Origin of the sequence: Streptomyces mauvecolor, from assembly GCF_039532965.1 — a bacterium.
GTDB lineage: Bacteria > Actinomycetota > Actinomycetes > Streptomycetales > Streptomycetaceae > Streptomyces > Streptomyces violascens.
This window is the reverse complement of record NZ_BAAASQ010000002.1, coordinates 76110-99679: the sequence shown is the minus strand read 5'-3', so window position 1 is coordinate 99679 and position 23570 is coordinate 76110. Positions and strand designations below refer to the sequence as shown.

Below are 23570 nucleotides of genomic sequence, written 5' to 3'. Positions count from 1 at the left end.
GCCAGGGGCGCGGGGAACTGCGCAAACGGCGGCCCCCGCACCCAGGGGGCTACGGGGCCCAGGCCATGCCCGTACCCGGCACAAGGCGCCCCGACTTCACGTACTCCCGTCGTGCCCCCGCCCGGACATCCTCCGCGGTCACCGGAGAACCCCGGCCCGCCGCCAGATACCCCGCCGTCACCGCCGCGGAGCGAATCGCACCGCCGGCCAGCTCGAACTCCTTCGCGCACGCGTCCAGTTCGACCCCCAGCCCCTCGTCCTGCGGCACCCCCGCCAGGCAACTCCGCCACAGCGCCGCGCGCAGCGCGACATCGGGGAAGGGGAAGTCGACCACCAGGTCGAGCCGTCGCGTGAACGCCTCGTCGATGTTCGCCCGCAGGTTGGTCGTAAGGACCGCGATGCCGTCGAACGCCTCAAGCCTCTGCAACAGATACGCACTCTCCAGGTTCGCGTACCGGTCGTGCGAGCTCTTCACCTCCGACCGCTTGCCGAACACCGCGTCCGCCTCGTCGAAGAGCAGCACCGAGTCGGTGCGGTCCGCCTCTACGAAGATCTTTTCCAGGTTCTTCTCCGTCTCGCCGACGTACTTGTCGACCACCGAGGAGAGGTCCACCACATACATGTCCAGGCCCAGCTCGCCCGCCACGACCTCCGCCGCCAGCGTCTTGCCCGTGCCGGAGTCCCCCGCGAACAGCGCGACCACGCCCCGTCCGCGCCCGCCGCCCGTACGCAGCCGCCACTCCCCGAGGACCCGGTCCCGGTGCCTGGCCCGTCCCGCGAGCTCGTGCAGCATTCCGAGCGGCTCCTCGGGCAGGACGAGGTCCGCGAACCCGACGGCGGGCCGGACCCGGCGCGCATGCCGGTCGAGCAGCGGCGCCGAGAGCTGCCGGGCACTCTTCTGCACGTGCCCGAGCCCCACCGGCACCCCCTCGAACCCGGCCAGGGCCAGCGCCCCCCGCGCGGCCCGCCGCACCTGCCCCGCGCCAAGCCGGTAGGGCCCGACCGCCTCCGCCAAGTCACCTGCGTACGACGGGAGTTCCTCGGTCCAGGCCGTCAGCGGGTCGGTCTCGGCGGACGTGTCCTCCAGGGCCAGGAGCGCCGCGCCGGGCGCCCATGTGGGGTCGTACGGGTCGGTCCCGGCGAACACCACGGTCACGTCCGGTACCGCCAATTCCCGTACCAGAGGGCCGGATTCCTTGTCCGGCAGCTCCACCACGATCGCCGTGCCCGTCCCGCGCAGCCTCGCCTCGCGCAGCAGCGCTCGGGCCGCCGTCCGGTCGGTCTGCTCGGGACGGTGGCGCAGCACGGTCCGGCCGGCGCCGCGCAGGGCCGCCGTCACCGCGTCCGCCCCGCTCCCCGCCCTGCGCTCGCGCAGATGGACGGCGACCGGGCTCGGCGCGAGCGCGATCCGCGCCGCCAGCCCCTCGTCCGGGGCGCTCCCGCCCGGCGGAAGCAACTCGACACGCACGCCGAGGAGTTGACCGTCCAGGGTGTCATCCCCCAGGAGGTGTGCCACCACCCGCTCCGGGACCCGCAGCGCGCGCCCCGGCAGCGGCCGGTCCTCGTCCTCCAGGGCCACCAGACCGCCCGTGATCAGCGGCGCCGCCGGGTGGAGCCGGCCGCGCGCGTCGGGGTCGTACGGTCCGGTCCCGGCGAGTTCCAGGGCGAGCGCCACGGAGGCCCGGCGCCGGCCCACGTCGTCGTTGAGGTAGCCGTACAGCGGCTCGAAGCGCCGGTCCACGTCGGGGGCGAGCGCCGCGACGAGGAGCAGCTCGTCGACCGGGCCGAGCCCGAAGTCCCGCGCGAGGGCGGTGAGCCGGTCGCCTGCCTCCGGTGCGAATTCCCCGACGGCTGAGGGGAGTTCAGATGCTGCAACCCCCTCGGCACTGGCCAGTCGGGCCGCCGTCTCCGCCGAGACGTACAGGCCACGCAGCGGGTCCTGAGCCGTCGGATCGTCGGCGGAACGGGCCGCGACCAGCGCCGCGACCGCGGTCCGCAGATGGTCGAGCCGGAGCAGCAGGGCGCGAGCGGCCACGTTCACCGGGCGCCGCCGTCCTGCGCGGCACCCTTGCGAGCGCCACCGTCCGACGCACCGCCGTCCCGCGCGCCGGCGTCCAGCACGCCCCCGCTCCGCGAGCCCCGCATGATCCGCGGCTTCGCGTCGTCCGGCACGCCGTCCCTGCCGCGCACCGTGACCACGCCCTCGGTGACCGGCGGCGCCACGTCGTACACCGGCGTGACCGGGAACGGCGTCGTGATCACCACGTCGAGCGACGGCTTCAGCTCGCCGCCGAGCGCCGACCAGATGTCGGCCAGCGAGCGCGACTCGGCCGGGGGCACCCCGACCGTCAGCGGCAGGGACACGTTGTACGCGTCGAGCGCCCGCGGAACGTACTCCTGCGGCAGCATCTCGTGCGGCAGCAGGCACGCCAACGCGCCGGACAGCAGGCGGTGTTCGTCCTCGGGGCGGCTGGTCCACGCCGTCAGGAGGTAGGAGAGGCGGTACCAGCGGGGCGGCTGGCGGCGGCGCAGGACGATGCCGTTGGCGTCCCGTTCCGCGTACGAGCCGCGCTCGCGGCGGGCCACGTCCTCGCGGATGTCGTACAGGTAGGCGTTCAGGGTGGGGGTGTTGCGCCGGGCCGCCCAGTCGCGGGTGGGCGCCTCGAAGACGACATCCCCCGTTCCCTCGGGCAGCGCCCCGCCGCGCAGAATGCGCCGCAGCGCCTCGTCGATTTCGTGGATCATTGAGCCAATTTCCCGAGGTGTCGGATGCGGCCGAAGCGAGTTGCCTCCGGCGGCGATGGAGCATGAAGTCGTGCAGCGTGCAGCACAGTTGAGCGGCCTGTCGACGGCCGGCCGGGCTTGAGGAACACCGGTGCGGTACGCGCCCCTTCGGGGGCGCGGGGAACTGCGCGACCAGCCTCCCCCAAGCTCTCGACGTCGTTCGAGCAGGGGGGACCCCCATCGGCCCGCAGTCGCATACCCGGACTCCGGGCGGAGCCTAGATGTACCCCTCCCGCAGCGCATACGCCACCGCATGCGCGCGGTTGGTGAGCTGGAGGCGGGTCATGAGGGCGTGCAGGATGTTCTTGACCGTGCGTTCCGAGTAGGCGAGCTTCTCGGAGATCTGCCGGGTGTCCAGGCCCTCGGCGACCAGGCGCAGGACGTCCACCTCGCGCGGTGCCATGCCGAAGAGCGGCGCGGTCGAGGAGGACCCGGCCGACGCGGACGTGGTCTCCGAGCGGCGAAGGCGGCCGACCTGCACGAGGAGTCTGCTGATCAGGTCCGGCGGCAGCTCGCCCTCGCCGCGCGCCGCGCTGTGCACGGCCTTCAACAGGCGCTGCTCGGTGGCCTGATGGCGCCACAGGATCGCGCGAACGCCGTACTCGACGACGGTCAGCAGATCGGGCTCGCGCAGTTCGCGGGCTATGAGCACCACGCGCTGCTCGCCGCCGCGCACGACGCGGCGCAGCTCCGCGGAGGCCGAGTCGTCGACCTGGTCGACGAGCATGACGGCGACCGCGGGGTCGGCCTGGCGGCCGTCCGTCTCGCGGGTCTCCCGGGTGTCGCGCAGGACTTCGACGGTGGGCTGGTGCTGCAGGTGGCTGATGACCCCGGCCCGGCTCAGCGGATCGGAGGCGTGAACGGTCACCGTGACACGATTCGCGAGCAATGGCATTTCCCTGTCCTTTCCCTCTCCCCGTGCTTATCGACCGGCCCACTCTGGTCGGGTCCGATCAACAGCGAATCAACAACCGTTGAATGAGCCACCAATCCGGCCATGAGCGATCGAAGTCGTCAGGAAAAGAGGGTCGGGAGAGGGCGGAGAGGGGCGGGAAAGGCTTGCGGGGCCCGGGATCACCAGACCCCGGGCCCCGCACCGTACGTACATCGACGTACGGACAACAACCCCTTGCGCAGCCGTACAACAACCCCTTACGCGGGCTTCTCCTCCAGGCGCGGGAAGAGCACCGCGCCCTTGGTGACCTTCGAACCGGCCGGCAGCAGGCCCCACGCGCCGGCGTCCTGGACGCGCTGCTCGGCGAGCGAGCCGAGCGGTGCCTCCGCACCGAGCGAGTCCCACAGCTTCTGCGAGGTGTCCGGCATCACGGAGTTGAGCAGGACCGCGACCCCGCGCAGGGATTCGGCGGCGGTGTACAGGATCGTCGCGAGGCGGGCCCTGCCCTCGGGTGATTCGTCCTTGGCGACCTTCCACGGCTCCTGCTCCGTGAGGTAGCCGTTGACCTGCTTGACGAAGTCGAAGACGGCCAGGATGCCGCCCTGGAAGTCGAGTTCGTCGCCGATGCGCCGGTCGGCCTCGGCGACGGCCTTCGCCAGACCGTCCTGGACGGCCTTCTCGGCGTCGCCGTCGGCGATCGCCGCGGGCAGCTCGCCGCCGAAGTACTTGCCGACCATCGCGGCGACCCGGGACGCCAGGTTGCCGTAGTCGTTGGCGAGTTCGGAGGTGTAGCGGACGGTGAAGTCCTCCCAGGAGAACGAGCCGTCCTGGCCGAAGGCGATGGCCCGCAGGAAGTACCAGCGGTAGGCGTCGACGCCGAAGTGCGAGGTCAGGTCCTGCGGCTTGATGCCGGTCAGGTTGGACTTCGACATCTTCTCGCCGCCGACCATCAGCCAGCCGTTGGCGGCGATCCTGCCCGGCACCGGAAGGCCCTGGGCCATCAGCATCGCGGGCCAGATGATCGCGTGGAAGCGCAGGATGTCCTTGCCCACGAGGTGCACGTCGGCCGGGAAGATCTCCTCGAACCGGGCCTGGTCGGCGCCGTACCCGACGGCCGTCGCGTAGTTGAGCAGCGCGTCCACCCACACGTAGATCACGTGCTCGGTGTCCCACGGCACCGGCACGCCCCAGTCGAAGGTCGACCGCGAGATCGACAGGTCCTGAAGGCCCTTCCGCACGAAGTTGAGCACCTCGTTGCGGGCCGACTCGGGCTGGATGAAGCCCGGGTTCGCCTCGTAGAACTCAAGGAGCCTCGGACCGTACTCGCTCAGCTTGAAGAAGTAGTTCTCCTCCTTGAGGAGCTCCACCGGCTTCTTGTGGATGGCGCACAGCTCGCTGCCGTCCTCGGCCTTGATCAGGTCGCCGGGGAGCTTGTACTCCTCGCAGCCCACGCAGTACGGGCCCTCGTAGCCGCCCTTGTAGATCTCGCCCTTGTCGTACAGGTCCTGGACGAACTCCTGCACCCGGTCGGTGTGCCGCTTCTGGGTGGTGCGGATGAAGTCGTCGTTCTTGATGTTCAGGTGTTCCCAGAGCGGCTGCCACGCCTCGCCGACGAGCTTGTCGCACCACTCCTGGGGCGTGACGCCGTTCGCCTCGGCCGTGCGCATGATCTTCTGGCCGTGCTCGTCCGTGCCCGTCAGGTACCAGACCTTCTCGCCGCGCTGGCGGTGCCAGCGGGTGAGCACGTCACCGGCGACGGTGGTGTAGGCGTGGCCCAGGTGCGGGGCATCGTTGACGTAGTAGATGGGCGTCGAAACGTAGTACGTCGGCGAAGGCATGCGCGGAATCCTATCGGCCGTCCTATCCGTGTCCGCCCGGGATGTCCGGATGGCGGACGTGGTGAGGCCACGGAGAGGTTTGCGAAACACCCGTTGTCGTAGCAAGGACGCATCCTGGGACGGAAGGGGGCACGTGCACACGAAGGACGAGAACATGCGGGTACTGGTCGCCGAGGACGAGGAGGTCCTCGCCGAGCTCGTCGCCACCGGGCTGCGGCGGGCCGGCTTCGCCGTGGACACGGTCTACAGCGGGGACGCGGCCCTCGCGTACCTCGGCCTTCACGACTACGACGTGGTGGTGCTCGACCGGGACCTGCCGCGCGTGCACGGCGACGAGGTGGCCCGCCGCCTGGTCGCGGACGCCTCCCGCACCCGCATCCTCATGCTGACCGCGTCCGCGTCCATGGAGGACCGGGTCGAGGGCCTCGACCTCGGCGCGGACGACTATCTGGGCAAGCCCTTCGAGTTCCCCGAGCTGGTCTCCCGGGTCCGCGCGCTCCGGCGGCGCAGCGCCCGCCCGGTCCCGCCGGTCCTGGAACGGCACGGGCTGCGCCTGGACACCGTGCGGCGCACCGCGCACCGCGACGGCCAGGAGCTGGACCTCTCGCCCAAGGAGTTCGCGGTGCTCCAGATCCTCCTGGAGGCGGACGGTGCGACCGTCTCGGCCGAGGAGCTCCTGGAGCGCGCCTGGGACGCCAACGCGGACCCGTTCACGGGCGCCGTACGCGTCGCGATGAGCAAGCTGCGCGGAAAGCTCGGTGAGCCGGCGCTGATCCGTACCGTCCAGGGCGTGGGGTACGCGCTGTGAGGGGCGGGTCCCGGTGATCAGGACTCGTATAGCGCTGATCTTCGGCGGCGTCTTCCTGGTGCTCGGCGCGGCGCTGCTCGCCGTCGTGAACCTGCTCTCGCGGGCGGGCACGCAGGAACAGGCGACCGCGATCGCGACACGTGCGACCACCCTCCGTGTCCCCGGCGTGCCCGCCTACAAGGGCCAGGCCATGCCCCTCGAACCGCTGACCGTCTACCGGGTCACCTCGGACGTCAGCGACGCCGCGTCCAGCCAGACCGCCCTGTGGTCCACCCTCGCGCTGGTCGCGATAGCGCTGCTCGCGGTCGTGGTGGGCTGGTGGACGGCGGGCCGGCTGCTTCGCCCCGTACACGTCATGACGGCGCGGGCCCGCAAGCTGACCGCGAGCAACCTGCACGAAAGGGTCGGGGCGGCGGGCCCCGACGACGAGCTGAAGGAACTCGGCGACACCATCGACGACCTGCTCGGCCGCCTCGAAGCCGCCTTCGACAGCCAGCGCCGCTTCATCGCCAACGCCTCGCACGAACTGCGCACCCCGCTCGCCACCCAGCGCGCCGCGATCCAGATCGGCCTCGACGGCGAGCCGGGCCCCGCCGAGCTGGAGGCCACCCGCAGCACCCTGCTCGACAACAACCGCCGCAGCGAGCAGCTCATCGAGGGGCTTTTGATGCTGGCCCGCAGCGAGCGGGGCCTGGAGCAGCGCGAGGAGGTGGACCTCGCGGAGGTCGTACGGGAGGAGGCGGCGCGCTACGACACGGTCGAGGTCGATGCGGCGCCCGCTGTGGTGCGGGGCAACCGGGCGCTGCTCGCCCGCCTGACCGCGAACCTCCTCGCCAACGCGGTCACCTACAACGAACCGGGCGGGGCGGTGGAGGTCACGGTGTACGGCGGCCGTCTCGTGGTGGCCAACCCCACCGGCCCGGTGGTGGCAGAGGACGAGATCCCGTCCCTGTTCGAGCCCTTCCGGCGGGGCGAGGGCCGCGACCGGATGGGCCCGGGGGCGGGCCTGGGCCTGTCCATCGTGCGCTCGATCGCGCTGGCGCACGGGGGGACGGCCACGGCGGAGCCGGGCACCGAGGGAGGCCTGACCGTAACGGTCTCCCTGCCGAAGGCACCCGGCCCGCGTACGAGGACCAGGGGTTAGGGGCGGAACGAGCTGAGCAGCCCCTGGTAGACCTCGGCGTCGCTGAGCTCACGGGGAGCGGGCCCGGCGTGGAAGAACCCGATGTGGTCGTTCTCGGCTTCTGCTCCGCGCAGAAAATCGAACGCCTTGGAGTCGTCCTCACCGAAGGCGACGAATTGCCAGTACAGAGCCTTGTCGGCGACGTCGGCGAGGGCCTGGCGGGCGGGGAGCTTGGCGTCGGGGGCGCCGTCGGTCTGGAACACGACGAGCACGGGCCCCTCGTGCCCCGCCTTCTCGACGTGCTCGACGACCTCCTCGACACCCCGGTGATAACTGGTCCGCCCGAGCCGCCCGAGCCCGGCGTGCGTCGTGTCGACGAGGCCTTCGTACGAGTCGAGGGTGAGGTCGACGACCCCGTCGACATCGGTCGAGAAGAACACGGTGTGCACCGTGGCGTCCTCGTCGAGGTGCGCGGCGAGCGCGAGCACCTGCTCGGCGAGCCCTTGGGCGCTGCCGTCCTTGTAGTAGGGCCGCATGGACCCGGACCGGTCGAGCACGAGGTACACCTTGGCGCGGGCCCCGCTGATCCCGGCCTTCTTGAGCGCGGCCCCGGCAGCCTTGTAGGCCCCGGAGAGCCCGGGAGCCCGGGACTTGACCTTGGCGGGGGAGAGGGCGGACTTGGGGGCGGCCGCCTCGACGGGAACGGCCTCGGGCTCGGAGTCTGCCGGGGTGGGCTCGGGCGCGGCCTCGGAGCGGGCGGGCTCGGGCTCGTCCTGAGTGGGCTCGGGGTGCGGCTCGGCTTCCAGCTGTACGGGCTCAGGCTCGGGGTGCGGCTCGGCTTCGGCTTGCACGGGCTCGGGTGCGACTTCGGCCTGAGCGGGCTCGGGGTCGATGACGGGCTCGGCCGGAATGGCGTCGGCCTGCGGTTCGGCTTCGGTCCGAGCGGGCTCCGCCTCTGCCTGCGTCTCCGCCTTCGCGGGCTCGGGGTCCGGCTCGGGCTCGATGACAGGCTCAGCCTGTACGGGCTCGGGGCCGGGCTCCGGCTCGGCGATGGGGGCGACTTGGGCCTCCACCTGCACCGGAGCGGGCTCGACGACCGCCTCGGGTTCGGCCGCCGCCTCCGGCTCGGGCTTCGCCTCCGTACGGGGCTGAGGCAGCTCGACGACGGCGTTGGCGGAGCCGGGGGAACCAGCAGTGTCGGACACGGACGCCGACGCGGAATCGGACTCAGACCCAGTGTCGGAGCCGGACTCGGACGCGGACTCGGAGTCGGACGAGGACGCAGGCGGGCGAGGCCCGTCGAAGGCGGCGGCGACGAGTTCCTCCGCCGAGGACAGGACGACTTCTTCCGCGGGGGCCGGAATGGAAGGCGCGGCAGCGTCGGTGGTGACCGGTGCCTCGACGGCTTCCGGGGTGCGTTCGGCCTGGGGCGGTACGGAAGCCGCCGTCGGCTCGGCGCGCTCCGCGCGATCGCGTCCGAACACCTTGCGCAGCAAGCTCCGAATGCCCATGGGCGAGGCCTTTCGCATGAGTTGGGTGCGATAAGTACCGCGCTGCGCCACAGTTCCGGGATCAGATCCCTGGCCAGCACGGACACGTAAGGTTAGCGACCCGGAGGACGGTTTCCCGGAAGGGGCCGGTTCCGCGTCCCAAAGCGGAGCGGGCCCGTGACATTGCAAGGCTCCACCATGTGGCGCGCCAGCCGGTGCCGGGTGCCCTACCGGGGGCGTGGGGAACGGCGCGCGCAACCGAGCACGGCCTGCAGCCGAAGGCGGTTTCAGGGACGTGCGCCTGTGACATCGCGCGGCTCCCCCGCATGGCCCCACGCAGCGGCGCCGGGTGCCCACAGGGGCGCGGGGAACGGCACGACCAGCCCACGACGGCCCGCGGTCGAAGGCGGGTTTCAGGGGCGCGGGGAACTGCGCGACCAGCCCCCACCGGGCCCGCACCCGAAAGGCGAGCCCTCTCACCCCACCGGGCCGCACCCGAAAGGCGAGCCCCAGCCCTCAAGCCCCACCCTGCCCGCGCCAGCGGACGATCTGGGAAGCCGGGTCCCCCGTATAAACCCAGGGCACCAACGCGACCCGCTCCCCCAGCAACCCCACCAACGCCGCCCCCTCATGCCTGAGCCCCGCGCAACACGCCGCATGCGCAAGGTAGTTGAGCTCGGCGGCTTCGGAGGAGCGGATGGGCCCCGGGGGCCGCCCGCCGAGCCAGCGGTCATGCGTTCGCCGAAGCTCGGTCACGGCAAGCTCGTGGTTCCAGTGCTGCCCGAACCCCCGGACAGGCCGCCCCTTCGCGGCATCGGAGACGTACCGGTACTCCTCCACCCGGGCGATCTGCACCAGCACAGGAAGCGGCGACCCGGCCGGGGCGGCACCCGCCGCGTCCCGCGCGAAGTCGTACATCGAGCCGTGCGTCCCGTGCCAGCGCGCGGAGAAGTACCGCAGCATCTGGACGTGCCCTTCGAGGTGGTACGGGTCGCGCCGCCGCAACTCGTCCCACCACCCCCTCAGTTCGCGCCGCGCGACCCCGCCCTCGTACAGCCGCACCACCGTGAGGAGCGAGGCCCACGGGGTCGGGTCGGCGGGGCGGGCGTCGGCCGCGCCGAGGCAGGCCATGACGGCGACGTCGATACGGTCGCGGTCGGTCCCGGCGCCGCGCCCGGCCGCGATGGCGCGGTTGAAGACGCGGGTCACCTCGGTGGCCGCGCGCAGCACCGCCGCGTCCGGGCTGTCGGGTTCGGCGGCCCGCCAGGCCTCGACGACGGTCGACCCGGCGGCGGCGTTCGCGAGCGCCCGGATCCGGTGCGTACGCAGCGCCCAGTCGTCGCCGGTGGCCCGCAGCAGATCGCGTACGCCCTGCCAGCGGCCGATGACGATGTCGTGCCGGGCGACGGTGAGCGCGCGGTCGCCGAGGTCGGCGTCGAAGCGTATGGCCGTCTTCCGGTAGGCCCGGCGGCGCAGTGCTGCCATGCGCGTACCGCCTCTCAGAAGTCGGTGGGATGCCCAGCCTGGACGTAACTGGGTGTCTTTGTCCGGGAGTTGGGGGACCAGGTACCCACTTCGAATGAACGGGTCGCGTCCAGCCGTGCGGGACGGTAGTACGCGCTGCCCCGCCGCCAGTACCAGAGCATGGGGACGAGGCCCGCGAGCAGGCTGCCGATGCCGATCGCGACGGCGGCGCCGCTGAGCCGGGTCAGCGAGGCGCCGAACACGCAGAACATGAAGACCGAGCCGAGCAGCGGCCAGGCCCCGCCGAGCAGGAAGGAGCTGACGGATTCGGTGAGGGTGCGGCGGTAGGCGACGACCGCGGCGAGGCCGGCGAGGCCGTAGTACAGGGTGGTCTGGAGGCCGATCGCGGCGAGCGCGTCGGACATGATGTCCTGCACGGAGCCGAGCGCGTTGGAGGCGACGAACAGCAGCAGCGCCACCGCGCCGACCACCACGATCGCCACCCAGGGCGTGTTCCACCGCCGGTGTACGGCACCGAGCCCGCCCGGCATCGTACGGTCGCGGCCCATCGCGAACAGGGAGCGGGTGACCTGGATGAGGGTGGTCTCCAGGGTGGCGATGGTGGAGAGGACCACGGCGAGCACCATGAGCCTGCCGCCGACGCCGGGCCAGATGTGCTCGCCGAGCAGGGCGAGCACGTTGGACTGGCCGGCCGCGATCTCTCCGCTGGTGAGCAGCACGTTCACGGCGACGGTGAAGGCGACGAACAGGGCGAAGACGATGCCGACCCCGACCAGGGCCGCGAGCCCGGCGGTGCGGCGGCTGTCGCGGGTCTCCTCGCTGAGGTTGCTGGTGACGTCCCAGCCCCAGTAGTAGAACGCGGCGATCAGGGTGCCCGCGGCGAACCCGGACACCCCGTCGAAGTGCCCGAACCCCAGCCACCCCCAGTCGAACGGAACGACCCCGCCGCCCTCACCGACCTGAACGAGCGCCCCGACGGAGAACCCGCCGAGAATCACCAACTCGACTCCAGAAATGACGAGTTGGGCCTTGGCCGACAGCCGGGCACCCCCCAGCACCACCCCCAGCATCAACACGAACCACCCGGCACCCGTAGCGGTGGCGAGAGCGGTATTGCGGGCGAGAGCGGGGTCGAAGAGGCCGAGGGTCATCTGCCCGGCGGGCAGCGAGCCGGCCACCATGAACAAGGTGGCGGCGACGACGAGGGCCCACCCGCTGATGAACCCGAGAAAGGGATGCAGGGTGCGCCCGACCCACGAGTAGGCGGCCCCCGCGTTGACGTCGATCCGCCCGAGCCGTCCGAAGGCCAGCACGATGCCGAGCATGGGGATCGCGCAGTAGAGCAGCGCCGCCGGACTGGCGAGCCCGACCGCGCCCACGAGCACGGAGGTGGTGGCGGCCAGCGAATAGGCGGGCGCGCTGCCCGCGACCGCCATGACAACGGTGTCGAACGTGGACAGCACATTGGGCTGAAGCCCTCTGCCACCGGAACTGCTGCTCATGGCTCGAACATCCTTTGACGGCACGACATATGGCGGTATGTCAGAAGCCCGGGTTTTTGCGGTACGTCAACTGGCCTTGCGGCACCCCGACAACCCGAAGCCGACCGCATCGTAGTCGCCGGAACGGGCCCCCCGGCCATCCCGTCCGTGGGGAACGGGCGTCCGCCGGACGGGCGCCCTGGCGTTCGTGATCACCAGGGCGTCGCGCGGCCCCGACCCGCCTCCCTCACCCGTCCGGGTGGTAGCGGGCATAGGCGTGCAAACCATGGGAAGTGTGAGCACGCTCGCCTCGTTCTTCGTTACCCGGGGGACTCCCATATGCGTCAACTCGCTCTCAAATCCGCCCTGTTCGCAGCCGCCCTCGCTGCCGCACTCGTGCCGGCCGCCCAGGCCGTGCCGGTCGGCCGCGCCGCCCCGGCCGCCGCTCCTGCCGTCCACGCCGTTCCGCCGGGGCAGGTGTACTTCTGGCCCGGTCCTAATCAAATGGGGAACGGTGGGGCCTGGGCCTACAAGCCGCCGGGGTACCGGGAGGCCGATCCCCGGATCAAGCGGCATGCCTATTCCTTCGACTCGCACGCGACCGTCACCGTCTACGCCATCAGCCACCAGGGCGGCGGCGGGTGTCTCTACCGGGCGATCCTGCCGGACGACTACGACAACAACTGGACGGCCTGGGCCACCAAGTTCGACGGGGTGAGTGACAACACGATGGGGTGCGAGCCGGGCTGATCCGCGCCGATGCGTTCACCGTTCGAGCGGGGTCGCCCCTGGCTCCTTCTCGCGGCCCTGTTCCTGGCCGCCGGATGCACCGCCCCGCAATCCTCACCGCGCCCCGACCCCGACGACGTCATCAAGGCCGCCACCCAGCGGCTCACCGACCACTGCCTCACCCGGCAGGGGCTCGTGCCGCCCCGGCCGGGGCAGAGCCCGCCGCCCGAGCAGCAGCAGAAGGTCAGTGCCGCGCTCTTCGGCACCGGCCCGGCCCAGCTGTCCGTCAACCTCCCCACCGGCTACGTCGTACGCACCCACACCGACGGCTGCCTCGCCGCCGCCCAGCAGCGGCTCTACGGGGATCAGCCGGGCTGGTTCCGGGCGTCCGTCGTCGTCAACAACCTCAAGCCCGAGGCCGACCACAACCACCAGAGCCTCGCCGAGGTCCGCGCCCGGCACCCTGCCGAGATCGCCGACTTCGAGCGGCTGCGCGCCCACGCGCTGTCCCAGGCCACCGCCCTGCTGAACAGTCCATCGACGAGTCCGTCAACCGGTCCGTCGACGAGTCCATCGACGACAGGAGAACCGTCCCCATGAAGCGATTCACCGCCCTCCTCGCCGCCTCCCTCATCTCCGTCGGAGGTGTTCTGGCCACCTCCGCCACCGCCCAGGCCTCGGCCCCCTGCCGCAGCGGGTTCTTCTGTGTCTGGACCGACGCCGACTTCCAGGGCATGAAGATCGAGCACAGCGGCGACGACCACTGGTGGGAGGGCGACATGTTCAAGCACGACTCGTCGTGGGCGAACCACGGCATCTCCGGCCCCGGGGTCAAGGACCACGTCCAGGTGCACGAGGGGCGTGAGCTGCTCGGACGGGTCACCATCTGCCTCGCACCCGGGCAGGAGGTCGGATACGACCGCGGCGCCAACGACCAGGGCGGGTCCCACACATGGACCTCCGGCTGCTGAGGCCTGCGCGAGCCCGCTAGGGCCGCCGGCCCCGCTCCTCCAGCCACGTCCGGTACGCGGGTGAGTGGGAGGCCGCCTCCCAGTACGCCGACTCCAAGTCGGTGCCCACCCCGGCCAGTTCACCTCCGTACGCCCCGCTGCGGACCGCCAGGAGCAGCCGTACTCCCAGCGGGTCGTCCCGCAGGGGGCGTACGGCCATGTCGGAGCGGGGGCGGGAGGTGGGCTGGCACAGGGTGACGACCTCGCCCGTCGCGACCAGGCCTGCCGCCGTCAGGTAATCGCCGTGCAGGACACGGGGGTTGAGGCCAGCCGCGTTGAGGACCCGGCGCAGGCCCTCCCATTCGCCGTCCACGCTGGGGTCGACCATCCACTGGTCGGCGGCCAGGTCGGCCAGATCCACGAGGGTCTTGTGCGCCTCCGGGTGGTCGGCCGCCAGGCACACGAACTGGGGCTCGCGCTCCACGAGCGTACGGATCTCAAGGCCCGGCGGTATCCGCAGCGGGCAGCCCTCCACTTCGTGGACGAACGCCACGTCCAGCTCGCCCGCCGCGACTTGGCGGAGCAGAGCGGTGGCCGAAACCGCCACCTGGAGTTCCGTCTCCGTGCCGGGCAGCCGCTCCCGCAGACGGCGCAGCCAGCCGGGGATCGCGCGGCTCGCGGTGGAGCCGATGCGCAGCCGGTCGCCTTCGGCGGCGCGGGCTGCCGCGGCCCGGGTGTCGGCGACCAGCGCGCTCAGCGAGGCGAGCAGCGGACGGGCCCGGCCGACCACGCCCCGGCCCAGAACCGTGGGCACACAGCCGGTTCGCTCGCGCGAGAAGAGGCGGCCGCCCAACGTCTTCTCGATGCGCCGCAGTTGGGTCGTCAGGGCGGGCTGGCTCGTGCCGAGCGCCCGCGCGGCGCCGTGCAGACTGCCGGCGTCGGCGATGGCGCACAGCACCCGCAGATGTCTCACCTCCAGCTCCATGGGCTGAGGTTAGGGCGTACTAAGTGATCGCACCAGATGTCCAAAACCCCACTGATACGCGGGAGTTATCGCAGATCGGCATCATTCCCGTACGCCGCTGTGGCCTCCACAATCACCAATCACCGGGACGGCGCCACAGCGCGTCCCCCGGGCACCGATCAGCAGAGCCCCCACCCGCGGACGGCCCACCCAGCCGGGCGCGGATCCCCGACGGATTGGTAACCCCCCATGAGACACTCCCGCACGTTTGCCGTGACCGCCGCGCTGGGCCTGGCCCTCGCGGGCTTCGGCGCGATCCCCGCGACCGCCGCCACGCCTTCCACCGCGGCGGCCGCGCACTACACCGCCGCGGGCAAGCACTCCGCCGCCAACGACCAGGCGTTCTACGACGCGGTCATGAAGTCGGTCGCCAAGAAGCGCGCCGCCAACCCGCTCGCCGCCTCGGTCACCGTGTACTACAGCACCGCCAACGCCCCCAGCTTCACCTCCCAGATATCGCAGGCCGCGCAGATCTGGAACTCCTCCGTCCAGAACGTCCGGCTCGCGCAGAGCAACTCCGGCGCGGACTTCCAGTACTACGAGGGCGACGACCCCCAGAACGGTTCGTACGCCTCGACCGACGGGCACGGCAACGGCTACATCTTCCTCGACTACAGCCAGAACCAGCAGTACTACTCGGTGCGGGTCGTCGCGCACGAGACCGGGCACGTGCTCGGGCTGCCCGACCACTACTCGGGGCCGTGCAGTGAGCTGATGTCCGGCGGCGGGCCCGGCACGTCGTGCCGCAACGCGTACCCGAACAGCACGGAGAAGTCCCGGGTGAACAGCCTGTGGCGCAACGGGCTCGCCTCGGCGGTCAAGCCGGCCGCGTAGGCCTCTGGCAGCATGGGGGGATGCCCAGCGTCTCTCCCCGCCGATCTTGCCCGTCCTGCGGCCGTGCCGTTGCCGTCGTGGCGGGCAAGTTCGTGCGCCACGATCCCCGTACGCGGGAGTCGTCCGCCGAGCTGACGCTCTGCCCCGGCTCGAAGATGCGGGCCCCCGCGGACGCCACCCAACGAACCCTGGACGGCTTCGAACTCGCCCCGTTCCCGGGGCAGTTGCCCCTTTTCTGAGCCCCTCCCCGCCCCTTCCCCCAACCCTCCGGGGGTGGGTGGGTGGGGTGGGGCTCCGGTCGGTGGTGGTTCGGCTGCGGGTTGTTCGTGGCTGGTCGCGCAGTTCCCCGCGCCCCTGGCAGGGTCGATGCTGGTCGGGGTGAGCATCTTCAGCCCGTCATGGGGGTCCCCCCTGGCCCTTGAGGCCTTGGGGGAGTTTGAGGACGAGCGCCCTTCAGGCGCGATACGGGGTCTGGGGCTGAGCCCCAGGAGTCCGGCTCAGCCACCTCACACCCCCGGAGGGTTTCGGGGAGGGGCGGGGTGGGGGCTCTACCGGGCGGGCGAGGCGATGGCTCGGGCGGCTCTCACCTCCTGGCGGAGCGGCGCCAGGACCGACTCCTCGTCGCCCGGGAGATCCGCCCGGACCCCCACCAGCGTCACGCTGGAGCGCAACCCCTCCGCCAGCCCCCGCAGCTCGGTCGCGATCTCCGCAACCTCGCCCGCCGCAGGCGGAACCGCCCCGTGATTCACCCGCACCCGCGCCGCCGTGGTCGCGTCCACGATCCGTTCGACGGCGACGACGAGCGGCCACCACGCCGCAGCCCGGGGGCCCGTCGGCGGCGGCTCGGTCAACGCCCGCTGGAATTCGCTCCGTACGGTCGAGAGGTCCCGGTAGAGCCGGCGGCGGCGCCGGACCCGCTCCGCCCGGTCGTCCTCGGAGGAGAACGCGTACTCCACGTACTCCGCCGTCGCCGCCACCGCGTCCGCGAGCCGCGCCCCGATGCGGGCGTGCCAGCTCTCGGGCCACAGCAGATAGCCGGCGACCAGCGCGATCGCGCAGCCGATGAGGCTGTCCCACAGGCGGGGCATGACCAGGTTGAAGCCCTGGTGGTTGAGGACGTCCGAGAGGAGCAGGATCACCGGGGTGATGGCCGCCGTCTGGAAGGCGTACCCCTTCGCGGAGAAGGCGGGGATCAGCGCCGCGAGCAGCAGCATCACCGGCACGTCCCACCACCCGCGCGGCACCTCCGCGAGGACGGCCGCCGCGATGACGAGCCCGCCCGCCGTGCCGACCGCCCGCATCAGGGCCCGCGCGAAGACCGAGCCGAAGTCGGGCTTGAGGACGAAGACGATGGTCAGGGCGACCCAGTACGAGCGTTCCACCGGGACCACCGAGACCAGGGCCTGCGCGAGCCCGATGCACAGGGCGAGGCGGAGTCCGTAGCGCCAGGAGGCCCCGGAGAGCAGGACGTTGCGGGCCGCGCGGCGGAAGCGGATGCGCAGGGCGGCCGGTCGGCCGAGGCGGTCGTCGATGTTGGAGTGGTCGACGTCGGGGTTGTGCACCACGGCGAAGGCGTGCCGCAGTGCGGTGTCCAGGGCCCGCTCGGCCGGGGTCGCGGGCGCGGGCAGGTCCGGTTCGACCGCGCCGGTGCGGCCCTCGACGACCGCGTCCGCCAACTGCCGTACGGCGGCGGGGATCGCGGCGTCCACGCCCCAGCCGCGCAGGTGCACGGCGGGCGCCGCCTCGACGATCGGAATGACGACGTTGAGCTGGGCGAGCAGGCGCACCAGCTCCTCGCGGCGGCCGTGTTCGCGGGCCCGGCGGGCGAGGATCAGGTCGTAGGCGGTGTTGAGGGCCTGGGTGACGGCCTGGCGTCTGGTGTCGTACGCATCGGTCGTCGCGGCCTCGATCGCTTCGGCAACCGCGCGATAGGTCCCGGCGACGGCGTCCCGTTCGGGTTCGGTACGCCGCAGGGGCCAGCCGAGCAGGCTCAGGAGCAGCACGAACAGGCCGCCGAGGCTGAGCAGCAGCGGCGCCTTCCACCAGGGTCCGGGCATGGGCAGGCCCGCGCCGACCACGGCGTTGAGGAGGAGCAGGAGACCGGAGACCGAGGCCACCGCGCCGATCGTGGAGATCATCCCGGAGGCGAGCGCGACCAGCGTCAGCGCGGCGACCGCGAGCCAGCCGTGCCCGAAGACGAGGCTGCCGACGGTCACGCCGAGCGCGCCGAACAGCTGGGGCACGGCGATGTTGAAGATCCGCATCCGGTACGCGTCCGCGGTGTCGCCGATGACCCCGCTGAGCGCGCCCATGGAGGCGAGCGCGCCGTACGCGCTCTGCCCGGTCGCCATGCCCACGGCCAGCGGCGCGGCCATCGCGATCGCGGCGCGGGCGACGGCCGGCCAGGGGATGGGGGTGGGGGCGGGCCGCAGCCCCCCGATGAGCCATTCCGGCGGCGCGAGCCGCCCCTGCCGTACGCCGTCCCCCGCCCGCTTCTGATCAGCCATGACCACACGACACCGTATGGAGATCACTTGGTGCAAACAGGGCGGCCAACGGAACCGTAAATGTTGTCCACAGCCTGTGGATAATTCTTTCGATTCCGACCACTCAGCTTCCGACCACACCGAATCCGGCCGTCCTGATGTGCCGCCGCTTGCGGATCATCCCCGAAACCGTCGCCCACCCGGGCTCCCTACGATGCTGACCCGCCGGGGCGGGGCCCGCATGTCGGCGCTGCGGCCGTACACGGTGAGATGTCAGCCGCCGTACAGGCTGAGCCCCACGAGCAGCGCCCGGTGGTCGGTGCCGCGCAGTTTCAGGAAGCGCGCGGACGTCGCCTTGAAGGAGTCGCCGTTCACCAGGACGTGGTCGATCTGGGTGCGCAGCGGCGTGGTGCGGTCGGCGGGCCAGGACCAGGTGCGCGACTGTCCGGTGAGCCGTGCGCTGTCGTGCAGGGCGCCCTCGTCCAGCACGGAACGGAACAGGGCGTGGTCCTGGGTGGCGTTGAAGTCCCCGGCCAGGATGACCGGCTGTCCCTTCGCCGACTTCGCGAACTCCCGGATCCTGCCCAGCTCTTGACGCCATTTTCCGTCGTCGCCGGGCAGCGGAGGCGAGGGGTGCGCGAGCTGGAGCCGTACGTCGCGCCCGCCGATGGTGGCCACCGCGCCGGGCATCGCCATCACCGACTCGATGGGCCCGGCCGGCTTCAGCGGAAACCGGCTCAGGATCGCGGAGCCCGCCGAACCGTCCTCGCGTACGACATCGCGGTACGGGTAGTCGGCCTCGGGCAGGTCCGCGGCGAGCGCGTCGGAGCAGCGGAAGCTGCACTCCTCGACGAACACGAGGTCGGGCTTCTCGCGCTTGACGGTGGCGATCAGGTCGTCCGTCGCCCAGCCGAACTCGGTGTTGGACGCGAGGACGGTGAACTCCGCCAGGATCGGCCCCTTCGGCCGGGTCGTGTCGGCGCCGTACGGCTGGGTGTACCAGCCGGTGACCGCGAGGACCGCCACGCCCCACACCATGCCGGTGCGCCACCGCCCCAGCGCCGCGAGCGCGAGCCCCGCGCCGCCCGGCACGAGCAGCCAGGGCAGGAAGGCGAGGGCCTGCGGCACGGGCGTGACCCCGTCCGAATCGGCGGCCCGGCACCCCACCACCACGCTGACCCCGGCCAGCAGGAGCGCCCCGGCCAGCGCGGACACCACCCGCCAGGGATGCCGTCGCCGTACGTCGGGCGCCGCCGCCAAAGCCGGTACGGTCCCGGTGCCCAAGGTGTCCAAGGCGGCCTGCCTCCCGCTAGCCGGTCACAGCGTTCGCATCCTCCCCCAAAGACGGCCCGGCGCCCGGCACGGTTGCTCAAGCCTTTGCCCGCGCCGACCGCCAGGCGATTGCCGACGCGGTCAGGACAGGTCTGTCGACCCCGCCCGTACCGGTCCTGGCCGGGGCCCTTCGGCGGCCGGCCGCCCTCGTTTCCCCAGCCGGCCCGCGAGCCAGGCCCCGAGCGCCAGCGCGAGCCCGAACGCGAGGACGGCCCACGCCGCCGTGCTGAGGAAGTCGGTGAGCGCGTCGTAGACCGCCCCCGCTGCCGACGGATCGGAGTCCGCGGGGAGCCCGTCCAGCGTGAGCGACCTGCCGACGGCGACCAGGACGTGCAGAACCGCCGCGCCCACCGCAAGCCCGATCCCCACCCCGATGAGGGCGCGGCGGCGGCGTACCGCGACGGCCACCGCCCCGCCCGCCGCCGCCAGACAGACGACCGCACCCCAGACGCCGACGCGCCGGAGCCACCGGAAGACGGTGCGGACCGGCCCGAGTCTCGTCGACTCGACGACGGTCAGGTCGGTGTGTTCCACGGGAATCTCGTTCGCGAACGGCACGCCGCGCGCCTCCAGTTCGGTCTTGATCTGCCGGATCGCCGGGGCCAGGTCGATGCGTACGTCGTTGCCGTCGCCGTTGTGGGTGAGGGCGGACACGACGCTCGCGTGCGCGGCCCGGTTGGCGGTGTTCCACACGTCCTGGAAGGCGGAGGTGGTGGTGAAGGACCGCACGGCCCCGCCGATCAGCGAGGCGACCGAGGCCTGGAGCGGCCCCACGTCGATGTTCCGCATGATCGCGTCGGTGACCTTGGCGGCCACCTCGCCGCGCACGGCCCGGTTCCCGGCGAGCGGAGCCATGGCGGCGACGTAGCGGTCACTGCTGCCGATCTCCGTCTTCGCCCAGGCGGCGATCGCGCCCAGCGGGACGAGGACGGCCGCAAGCACGATCAGCACCGCCGACAGGAAGCTGCGCACCCGTCCACGAAATCCCGGGTTGCCCATCGGCGCGCGCGGGTGTGGGCTATATGGGGGACGCACACACGTGCCCCGGGCAAGCGGAAGGAGTGCTGCCATGGCCGCACACGCTTCGGTACCCGCCACGAGCCGTCGCACGGCTCACCCTCACCCTCTGAGCAGGGCCGTCCTCGCGATCCCCGTCGTCCTGGGGGTGATGTACGGGCTGTACACCTTCGCCAACCAGCGTGGCGGCGGCGCGATCACCGGCGGCCAGATCGTCCTCGGCGTCGTGTCGGGCCTGGTCGTGATCGGCCTGGGCATCGGCCTCCTCAGCATCCAGTCCGCCCTGCCCCGCGAGCTCCGCGCGGCGGCGTACGGCACGCTGTTCGGCGCCGCGATGGGCTTCCTGTACAGCCTGTCCGACCACAGCGTGCTGAGGTCGTCGGGCATGGGGGCGATCTTCGGCGGGGCGATGTTCCTGGTGTCGTTCTACGTGTTCTACACACACGAGGACTGAGCGCCCACCGGTCCTCCCGGCCCCGGTCCGCCTCCGCCCCCGTACCCTGGAACGCACCAGTACGGGGCGGAGGAGGCGACCGGTGGCCGACAGCGAGAAGAGCCAGGAGCGCAGCATCGCCCTGCGCGCGGGCTTCTACATCTTCGGCACCCATGTCTTCGCCGGCTTCGTGTGGCTGCTGTTCTATGTGGGCGGCCACGCCCACCAGTAGGGGGGCAAACGAGCCCCAGCCACGTGTGGGCTCCGCCCGCAAGCCCGGGCCACATGGAGCCCCGGCACATGGAGCCCTGGCACATGGAGCCCCGGCACATGGAGCCCCGGCACATGGAGCCCTGGCACATGGCTCCCAGCCACATATGCGCCCCGCCCATGGCCCCCGGTCATATATAGCTCCCGGCCGCATATGAGCCCTGCCCATGGTGCCCAGCCACACCTAGCCCCCACCCATGTGCCGCACACCCACAAGTAGCCCCGAACATCCCCAACAACTAGTCCCCGCAGGGGAGTTCGGGATTCCGAATCTGCTGTTAACCTCCCGGCTACTCGCATGCTGGGCCCGAGCCGGGCGGCTTCTCTATCCTCGCGCGGCATGCACGCGCGGCTTCGCGTACCCCGCATGCTTCCCACGCATGAGGCGGAGTACTTGTGGCAGAGAACAGGCACGCCCGACGGAGCACGCTGCTGCGCAGGGTGTTGAGCACGACGCTGACGTCCGGACTGGCGCTCGGCGCGCTCGGCGCCCTCGGTACGACGGCCGCCGAGGCCGGCCCCCGACCCCACCCGGCCATCGAGACCGACCAGTGGGGAGCCCCGTACGCACTCACCGACGGCACCACGATCCAGACGCTGGTCGACACCAGAACGACCAAGGACGGCACGGTGGTCGCCCTGTGGTCCAGACTCGCCGCCAACCGCTCGCAGCGTGATCTCCTGGTGGCGGTGCGTCCGGCGGGGACCACCAAGTGGGGGCCCGTGCGCACCCTGGCGAGCTCCACGTACGACACGTCCTCGCCCGTCGACGCGCACCTCCTCGCCGCGCCGGACGGCTCGGTCACTGTGGCCTGGGTCGACGTGGCCGCCACCGGCGCCGTGCTGCGCACCTCCGCGCTGCCCGCCGGGGCCACGTCCTGGTCGTCCCCGGTACAGATAGCCGCGGCCGACCGCATCCAGGACATCCAGCTCGCGGGCACACCCTCGGGACGCACCGTCGTGGTGTGGGCACATGGCGTCGACCCGCAGTACGAGGTGTTCGCGGCCGAGCGCACCGGCGCGGGCGGCACCTGGTCGGCGCCCGCCCGCCTCGACGCCACGGGCGCCGGGGCACAGGACGCGTACCCCCGGGTCGCGGTGGCCGCGGACGGCTCGGTCGACGTCGTGTGGACCGAGTACGGGTCCACGGGCGCGGCCTTCAAGTCCGCCGAGCAGGGTGCGTCGACCGCCACCTGGAGCGCCCCGCACGACACGTTCCCCACCCCGGTCCCGGCCGCCGAGGCCCGTCTGGCGACGGGCCCGGGCGGAACCCTCGCGCTGACGTGGCTCGCGGGCGGCGCCCTCAACTACGCGCAGAAACCGGCCGCGACCGGCACCTGGGGCCCCGTCGAGAGCGCCGCGAGCACGGACAGCTTCGGCGACGCCGTGCCGTACCCGCTGACCGGCCCGAACGGTGACGTCACCCTCGTCTGGTCCGACTACCAGTCGGATGCGGACGGCTTCTACATCCGCACCTCGACCCGGGCCGCCGCGACCGGCACCTGGTCGGCGGTGCAGACCCTGTCGACGCAGTACGCGGGCATGACGCCCTTCGGCGCGGACATCTCGGCCGACGGCACGGTGCACGCCGGGTGGAGCCAGCCCGCCGACGACGGAAACTCCGACCGCTTCGTGGTGGCCACCCGCATGGCAGGCGCCTGGAGCACGCCCAAGGAGCTCAGCGCCAACCCGTCCGGGTATGCGCGCGGCGGCATATCCGTGGGCGGCCCCGACAACCGCCCGACCGCCCTGTGGGAGGACCCCACCGGCACCTCCACCACCCGCCTGATGACCGCCACGACCGCCCCGGGCCCCGCCACCTGGCGCGACTACAACGGCGACGGCAGGGGCGACCTCCTGGCCCTCACCCCCGGCGGCACCCTCACCATCCGCACCGGCAACGGCAGCGGCGACGTCACCCCCGGCCCCTCCGCGCCGGGCTGGCCCACCACCTCCCGCTACGTCCCGGCCGGAGACCTCACCAACGACGGCAACAACGAACTCCTCGTACGCGACGCCTCCGGGCAGCTCACCCGCTACGACGGCGCCACGAACAAGCCCTTCGCCCCGAGCGGCCCGCACCTCGCGCTCGGCGCGGGCTGGAACGCGTACGACCAGCTCACCGTCCCCGGCGACCTGACCGGCGACACCCGCCCCGACCTCCTGGCCCGCACCCCCTCGGGCGACCTCTACATGTACGCCGACAACGGCGCGGGCCGCTTCAAGGACCCCGTCAAGATCGGCTTCGGCTGGGGGATCTACAACACGGTCATCGGCGCGGGCGACCTGAACGGTGACGGTTTCGGCGACCTGCTCGCACGGGACACGTCCGGAGTGCTGTGGCGCTACGACGGCAACGGCCGGGGCACCTTCGGCGACCGGGTCCGCCTGGGCGCGGGCTGGGGCATCTACAACGCGCTCGCCGGAGTCGGCGACATCACCGGCGACGGCAAGGCGGACCTCGTGGCCCGCGACACCGACGGCGTCCTGTGGCGCTACCCCGGAAACGGCGCCGGCGCGTACACCGACCGCGTACGGATAGGCGGCGGCTGGCAGACGTATCTGAACCTCTACTGACCCCGGGCTCCGCG

General features: G+C 72.1%; 21 protein-coding genes. 10 read left to right on the top strand and 11 right to left on the bottom strand.

Annotation, left to right across the window (positions count from 1 at the left end):
* Positions 1-49: 49 nt before the first annotated feature.
* The 4 genes from ABD346_RS01185 to metG form a co-directional block, all read right to left on the bottom strand.
* The gene (locus tag ABD346_RS01185; protein WP_344370709.1) at positions 50-2041 is read right to left on the bottom strand and encodes an AAA family ATPase; all 1992 of its coding nucleotides are present in this window, start codon (positions 2039-2041) and stop codon (positions 50-52) included.
* Entirely contained in the window at positions 2038-2745 is a 708-nt protein-coding gene (locus tag ABD346_RS01180; protein ID WP_344370707.1) for a Pvc16 family protein, read from the bottom strand. Before ABD346_RS01180 ends, ABD346_RS01185 begins: the two co-directional genes overlap by 4 nt.
* A gap of 256 nt (positions 2746-3001) precedes the next feature.
* The gene (locus tag ABD346_RS01175; RefSeq protein WP_189967466.1) at positions 3002-3679 is read right to left on the bottom strand and encodes a helix-turn-helix transcriptional regulator; all 678 of its coding nucleotides are present in this window, start codon (positions 3677-3679) and stop codon (positions 3002-3004) included.
* A 257-nt stretch (positions 3680-3936) separates the two neighbouring features.
* Positions 3937-5517 (bottom strand): methionine--tRNA ligase, encoded by a 1581-nt coding sequence (gene metG, locus ABD346_RS01170; protein ID WP_344370705.1) that lies wholly within the window; start codon positions 5515-5517, stop codon positions 3937-3939.
* A 154-nt stretch (positions 5518-5671) separates the two neighbouring features.
* Here metG and ABD346_RS01165 point away from each other — a divergent pair, with 154 nt between their 5' ends.
* Together ABD346_RS01165 and ABD346_RS01160 are read left to right on the top strand one after the other, a co-directional pair.
* Positions 5672-6325: a response regulator transcription factor gene (locus tag ABD346_RS01165; protein ID WP_344371201.1), complete on the top strand. Its 654-nt coding sequence runs from the start codon at positions 5672-5674 to the stop codon at positions 6323-6325.
* A 13-nt stretch (positions 6326-6338) separates the two neighbouring features.
* Positions 6339-7469 (top strand): sensor histidine kinase, encoded by a 1131-nt coding sequence (locus tag ABD346_RS01160; RefSeq protein ID WP_344370704.1) that lies wholly within the window; start codon positions 6339-6341, stop codon positions 7467-7469.
* Here the strand turns inward: ABD346_RS01160 and ABD346_RS01155 are convergent.
* The 3 genes from ABD346_RS01155 to ABD346_RS01145 all read right to left on the bottom strand — a co-directional run bounded on the left by ABD346_RS01155 (position 7466) and on the right by ABD346_RS01145 (position 11925).
* The gene (locus ABD346_RS01155) at positions 7466-8959 is read right to left on the bottom strand and encodes a VWA domain-containing protein (protein ID WP_344370703.1); all 1494 of its coding nucleotides are present in this window, start codon (positions 8957-8959) and stop codon (positions 7466-7468) included. The genes ABD346_RS01160 and ABD346_RS01155 overlap by 4 nt on opposite strands.
* A 495-nt stretch (positions 8960-9454) precedes the next feature.
* On the bottom strand, positions 9455-10423 hold the full coding sequence (locus tag ABD346_RS01150; RefSeq protein ID WP_344370701.1) for a hypothetical protein: 969 nt from the start codon (positions 10421-10423) through the stop codon (positions 9455-9457).
* Positions 10424-10437: 14 nt separating this feature from the next.
* Positions 10438-11925, bottom strand: a complete 1488-nt coding sequence (locus ABD346_RS01145) for an APC family permease (protein ID WP_344370700.1) — start codon at positions 11923-11925, stop codon at positions 10438-10440.
* A 318-nt stretch (positions 11926-12243) separates the two neighbouring features.
* Between ABD346_RS01145 and ABD346_RS01140 the strand changes: the two genes are divergently transcribed.
* Genes ABD346_RS01140 through ABD346_RS01130 form a run of 3 tightly spaced genes read left to right on the top strand, consistent with a single transcriptional unit; the run spans position 12244 to position 13604 of the window.
* Positions 12244-12654: a hypothetical protein gene (locus tag ABD346_RS01140; RefSeq protein ID WP_344370699.1), complete on the top strand. Its 411-nt coding sequence runs from the start codon at positions 12244-12246 to the stop codon at positions 12652-12654.
* 9 nt (positions 12655-12663) lie between these two features.
* On the top strand, positions 12664-13233 hold the full coding sequence (locus ABD346_RS01135) for a hypothetical protein (RefSeq protein WP_344370698.1): 570 nt from the start codon (positions 12664-12666) through the stop codon (positions 13231-13233).
* Complete coding sequence (locus tag ABD346_RS01130) at positions 13230-13604, top strand: peptidase inhibitor family I36 protein (RefSeq protein WP_344370696.1); 375 nt, start codon at positions 13230-13232, stop codon at positions 13602-13604. Before ABD346_RS01135 ends, ABD346_RS01130 begins: the two co-directional genes overlap by 4 nt.
* A 16-nt stretch (positions 13605-13620) precedes the next feature.
* Here ABD346_RS01130 and ABD346_RS01125 read toward each other — a convergent pair whose 3' ends face one another.
* Entirely contained in the window at positions 13621-14568 is a 948-nt protein-coding gene (locus ABD346_RS01125) for a LysR family transcriptional regulator (RefSeq protein WP_344370694.1), read from the bottom strand.
* A gap of 228 nt (positions 14569-14796) precedes the next feature.
* On the opposite strand from ABD346_RS01125, the gene snpA reads away from it, so the two are divergent.
* Together snpA and ABD346_RS01115 are read left to right on the top strand one after the other, a co-directional pair.
* Positions 14797-15441, top strand: coding sequence for a snapalysin (gene snpA / locus ABD346_RS01120; RefSeq protein ID WP_344370692.1), 645 nt, complete (start codon positions 14797-14799; stop codon positions 15439-15441).
* Between the two features lie 20 nt (positions 15442-15461).
* On the top strand, positions 15462-15680 hold the full coding sequence (locus tag ABD346_RS01115) for a hypothetical protein (protein WP_344370691.1): 219 nt from the start codon (positions 15462-15464) through the stop codon (positions 15678-15680).
* Positions 15681-15989: 309 nt separating this feature from the next.
* Here ABD346_RS01115 and ABD346_RS01110 read toward each other — a convergent pair whose 3' ends face one another.
* The 3 genes from ABD346_RS01110 to ABD346_RS01100 form a co-directional block, all read right to left on the bottom strand.
* On the bottom strand, positions 15990-17948 hold the full coding sequence (locus ABD346_RS01110) for an FUSC family protein (protein ID WP_344370689.1): 1959 nt from the start codon (positions 17946-17948) through the stop codon (positions 15990-15992).
* Positions 17949-18200: 252 nt separating this feature from the next.
* On the bottom strand, positions 18201-19211 hold the full coding sequence (locus ABD346_RS01105) for an endonuclease/exonuclease/phosphatase family protein (protein WP_381225373.1): 1011 nt from the start codon (positions 19209-19211) through the stop codon (positions 18201-18203).
* 129 nt (positions 19212-19340) lie between these two features.
* The gene (locus ABD346_RS01100) at positions 19341-20231 is read right to left on the bottom strand and encodes a hypothetical protein (protein WP_344370685.1); all 891 of its coding nucleotides are present in this window, start codon (positions 20229-20231) and stop codon (positions 19341-19343) included.
* A 97-nt stretch (positions 20232-20328) separates the two neighbouring features.
* Here ABD346_RS01100 and ABD346_RS01095 point away from each other — a divergent pair, with 97 nt between their 5' ends.
* The 3 genes from ABD346_RS01095 to ABD346_RS01085 all read left to right on the top strand — a co-directional run bounded on the left by ABD346_RS01095 (position 20329) and on the right by ABD346_RS01085 (position 23556).
* Positions 20329-20730 carry a hypothetical protein gene (locus ABD346_RS01095; RefSeq protein WP_344370683.1) on the top strand — a complete coding sequence of 134 codons (402 nt, stop codon included), beginning with the start codon at positions 20329-20331 and terminating at the stop codon, positions 20728-20730.
* A gap of 82 nt (positions 20731-20812) precedes the next feature.
* Positions 20813-20941 carry a DUF6126 family protein gene (locus ABD346_RS01090; protein ID WP_344370681.1) on the top strand — a complete coding sequence of 43 codons (129 nt, stop codon included), beginning with the start codon at positions 20813-20815 and terminating at the stop codon, positions 20939-20941.
* 434 nt (positions 20942-21375) lie between these two features.
* Positions 21376-23556: an FG-GAP repeat domain-containing protein gene (locus tag ABD346_RS01085; RefSeq protein ID WP_344370679.1), complete on the top strand. Its 2181-nt coding sequence runs from the start codon at positions 21376-21378 to the stop codon at positions 23554-23556.
* Positions 23557-23570: the final 14 nt, after the last annotated feature.

Excerpts from the sequence above, each read along its gene's own strand:
- ABD346_RS01125 (WP_344370694.1), bottom strand. The coding sequence starts at position 14,568 with ATGGAGCTGGAGGTGAGACATCTGCGGGTGCTGTGCGCCATCGCCGAC.
- ABD346_RS01155 (WP_344370703.1), bottom strand. The coding sequence starts at position 8,959 with ATGGGCATTCGGAGCTTGCTGCGCAAGGTGTTCGGACGCGATCGCGCG.
- ABD346_RS01140 (WP_344370699.1), top strand. The coding sequence starts at position 12,244 with ATGCGTCAACTCGCTCTCAAATCCGCCCTGTTCGCAGCCGCCCTCGCT.
- ABD346_RS01135 (WP_344370698.1), top strand. The coding sequence starts at position 12,664 with ATGCGTTCACCGTTCGAGCGGGGTCGCCCCTGGCTCCTTCTCGCGGCC.
- ABD346_RS01150 (WP_344370701.1), bottom strand. The coding sequence starts at position 10,423 with ATGGCAGCACTGCGCCGCCGGGCCTACCGGAAGACGGCCATACGCTTC.
- ABD346_RS01145 (WP_344370700.1), bottom strand. The coding sequence starts at position 11,925 with ATGAGCAGCAGTTCCGGTGGCAGAGGGCTTCAGCCCAATGTGCTGTCC.
- ABD346_RS01095 (WP_344370683.1), top strand. The coding sequence starts at position 20,329 with ATGGCCGCACACGCTTCGGTACCCGCCACGAGCCGTCGCACGGCTCAC.
- ABD346_RS01115 (WP_344370691.1), top strand. The coding sequence starts at position 15,462 with ATGCCCAGCGTCTCTCCCCGCCGATCTTGCCCGTCCTGCGGCCGTGCC.
- ABD346_RS01110 (WP_344370689.1), bottom strand. The coding sequence starts at position 17,948 with ATGGCTGATCAGAAGCGGGCGGGGGACGGCGTACGGCAGGGGCGGCTC.
- ABD346_RS01180 (WP_344370707.1), bottom strand. The coding sequence starts at position 2,745 with ATGATCCACGAAATCGACGAGGCGCTGCGGCGCATTCTGCGCGGCGGG.
- metG (WP_344370705.1), bottom strand. The coding sequence starts at position 5,517 with ATGCCTTCGCCGACGTACTACGTTTCGACGCCCATCTACTACGTCAAC.
- ABD346_RS01165 (WP_344371201.1), top strand. The coding sequence starts at position 5,672 with ATGCGGGTACTGGTCGCCGAGGACGAGGAGGTCCTCGCCGAGCTCGTC.
- ABD346_RS01130 (WP_344370696.1), top strand. The coding sequence starts at position 13,230 with ATGAAGCGATTCACCGCCCTCCTCGCCGCCTCCCTCATCTCCGTCGGA.
- snpA (WP_344370692.1), top strand. The coding sequence starts at position 14,797 with ATGAGACACTCCCGCACGTTTGCCGTGACCGCCGCGCTGGGCCTGGCC.
- ABD346_RS01175 (WP_189967466.1), bottom strand. The coding sequence starts at position 3,679 with ATGCCATTGCTCGCGAATCGTGTCACGGTGACCGTTCACGCCTCCGAT.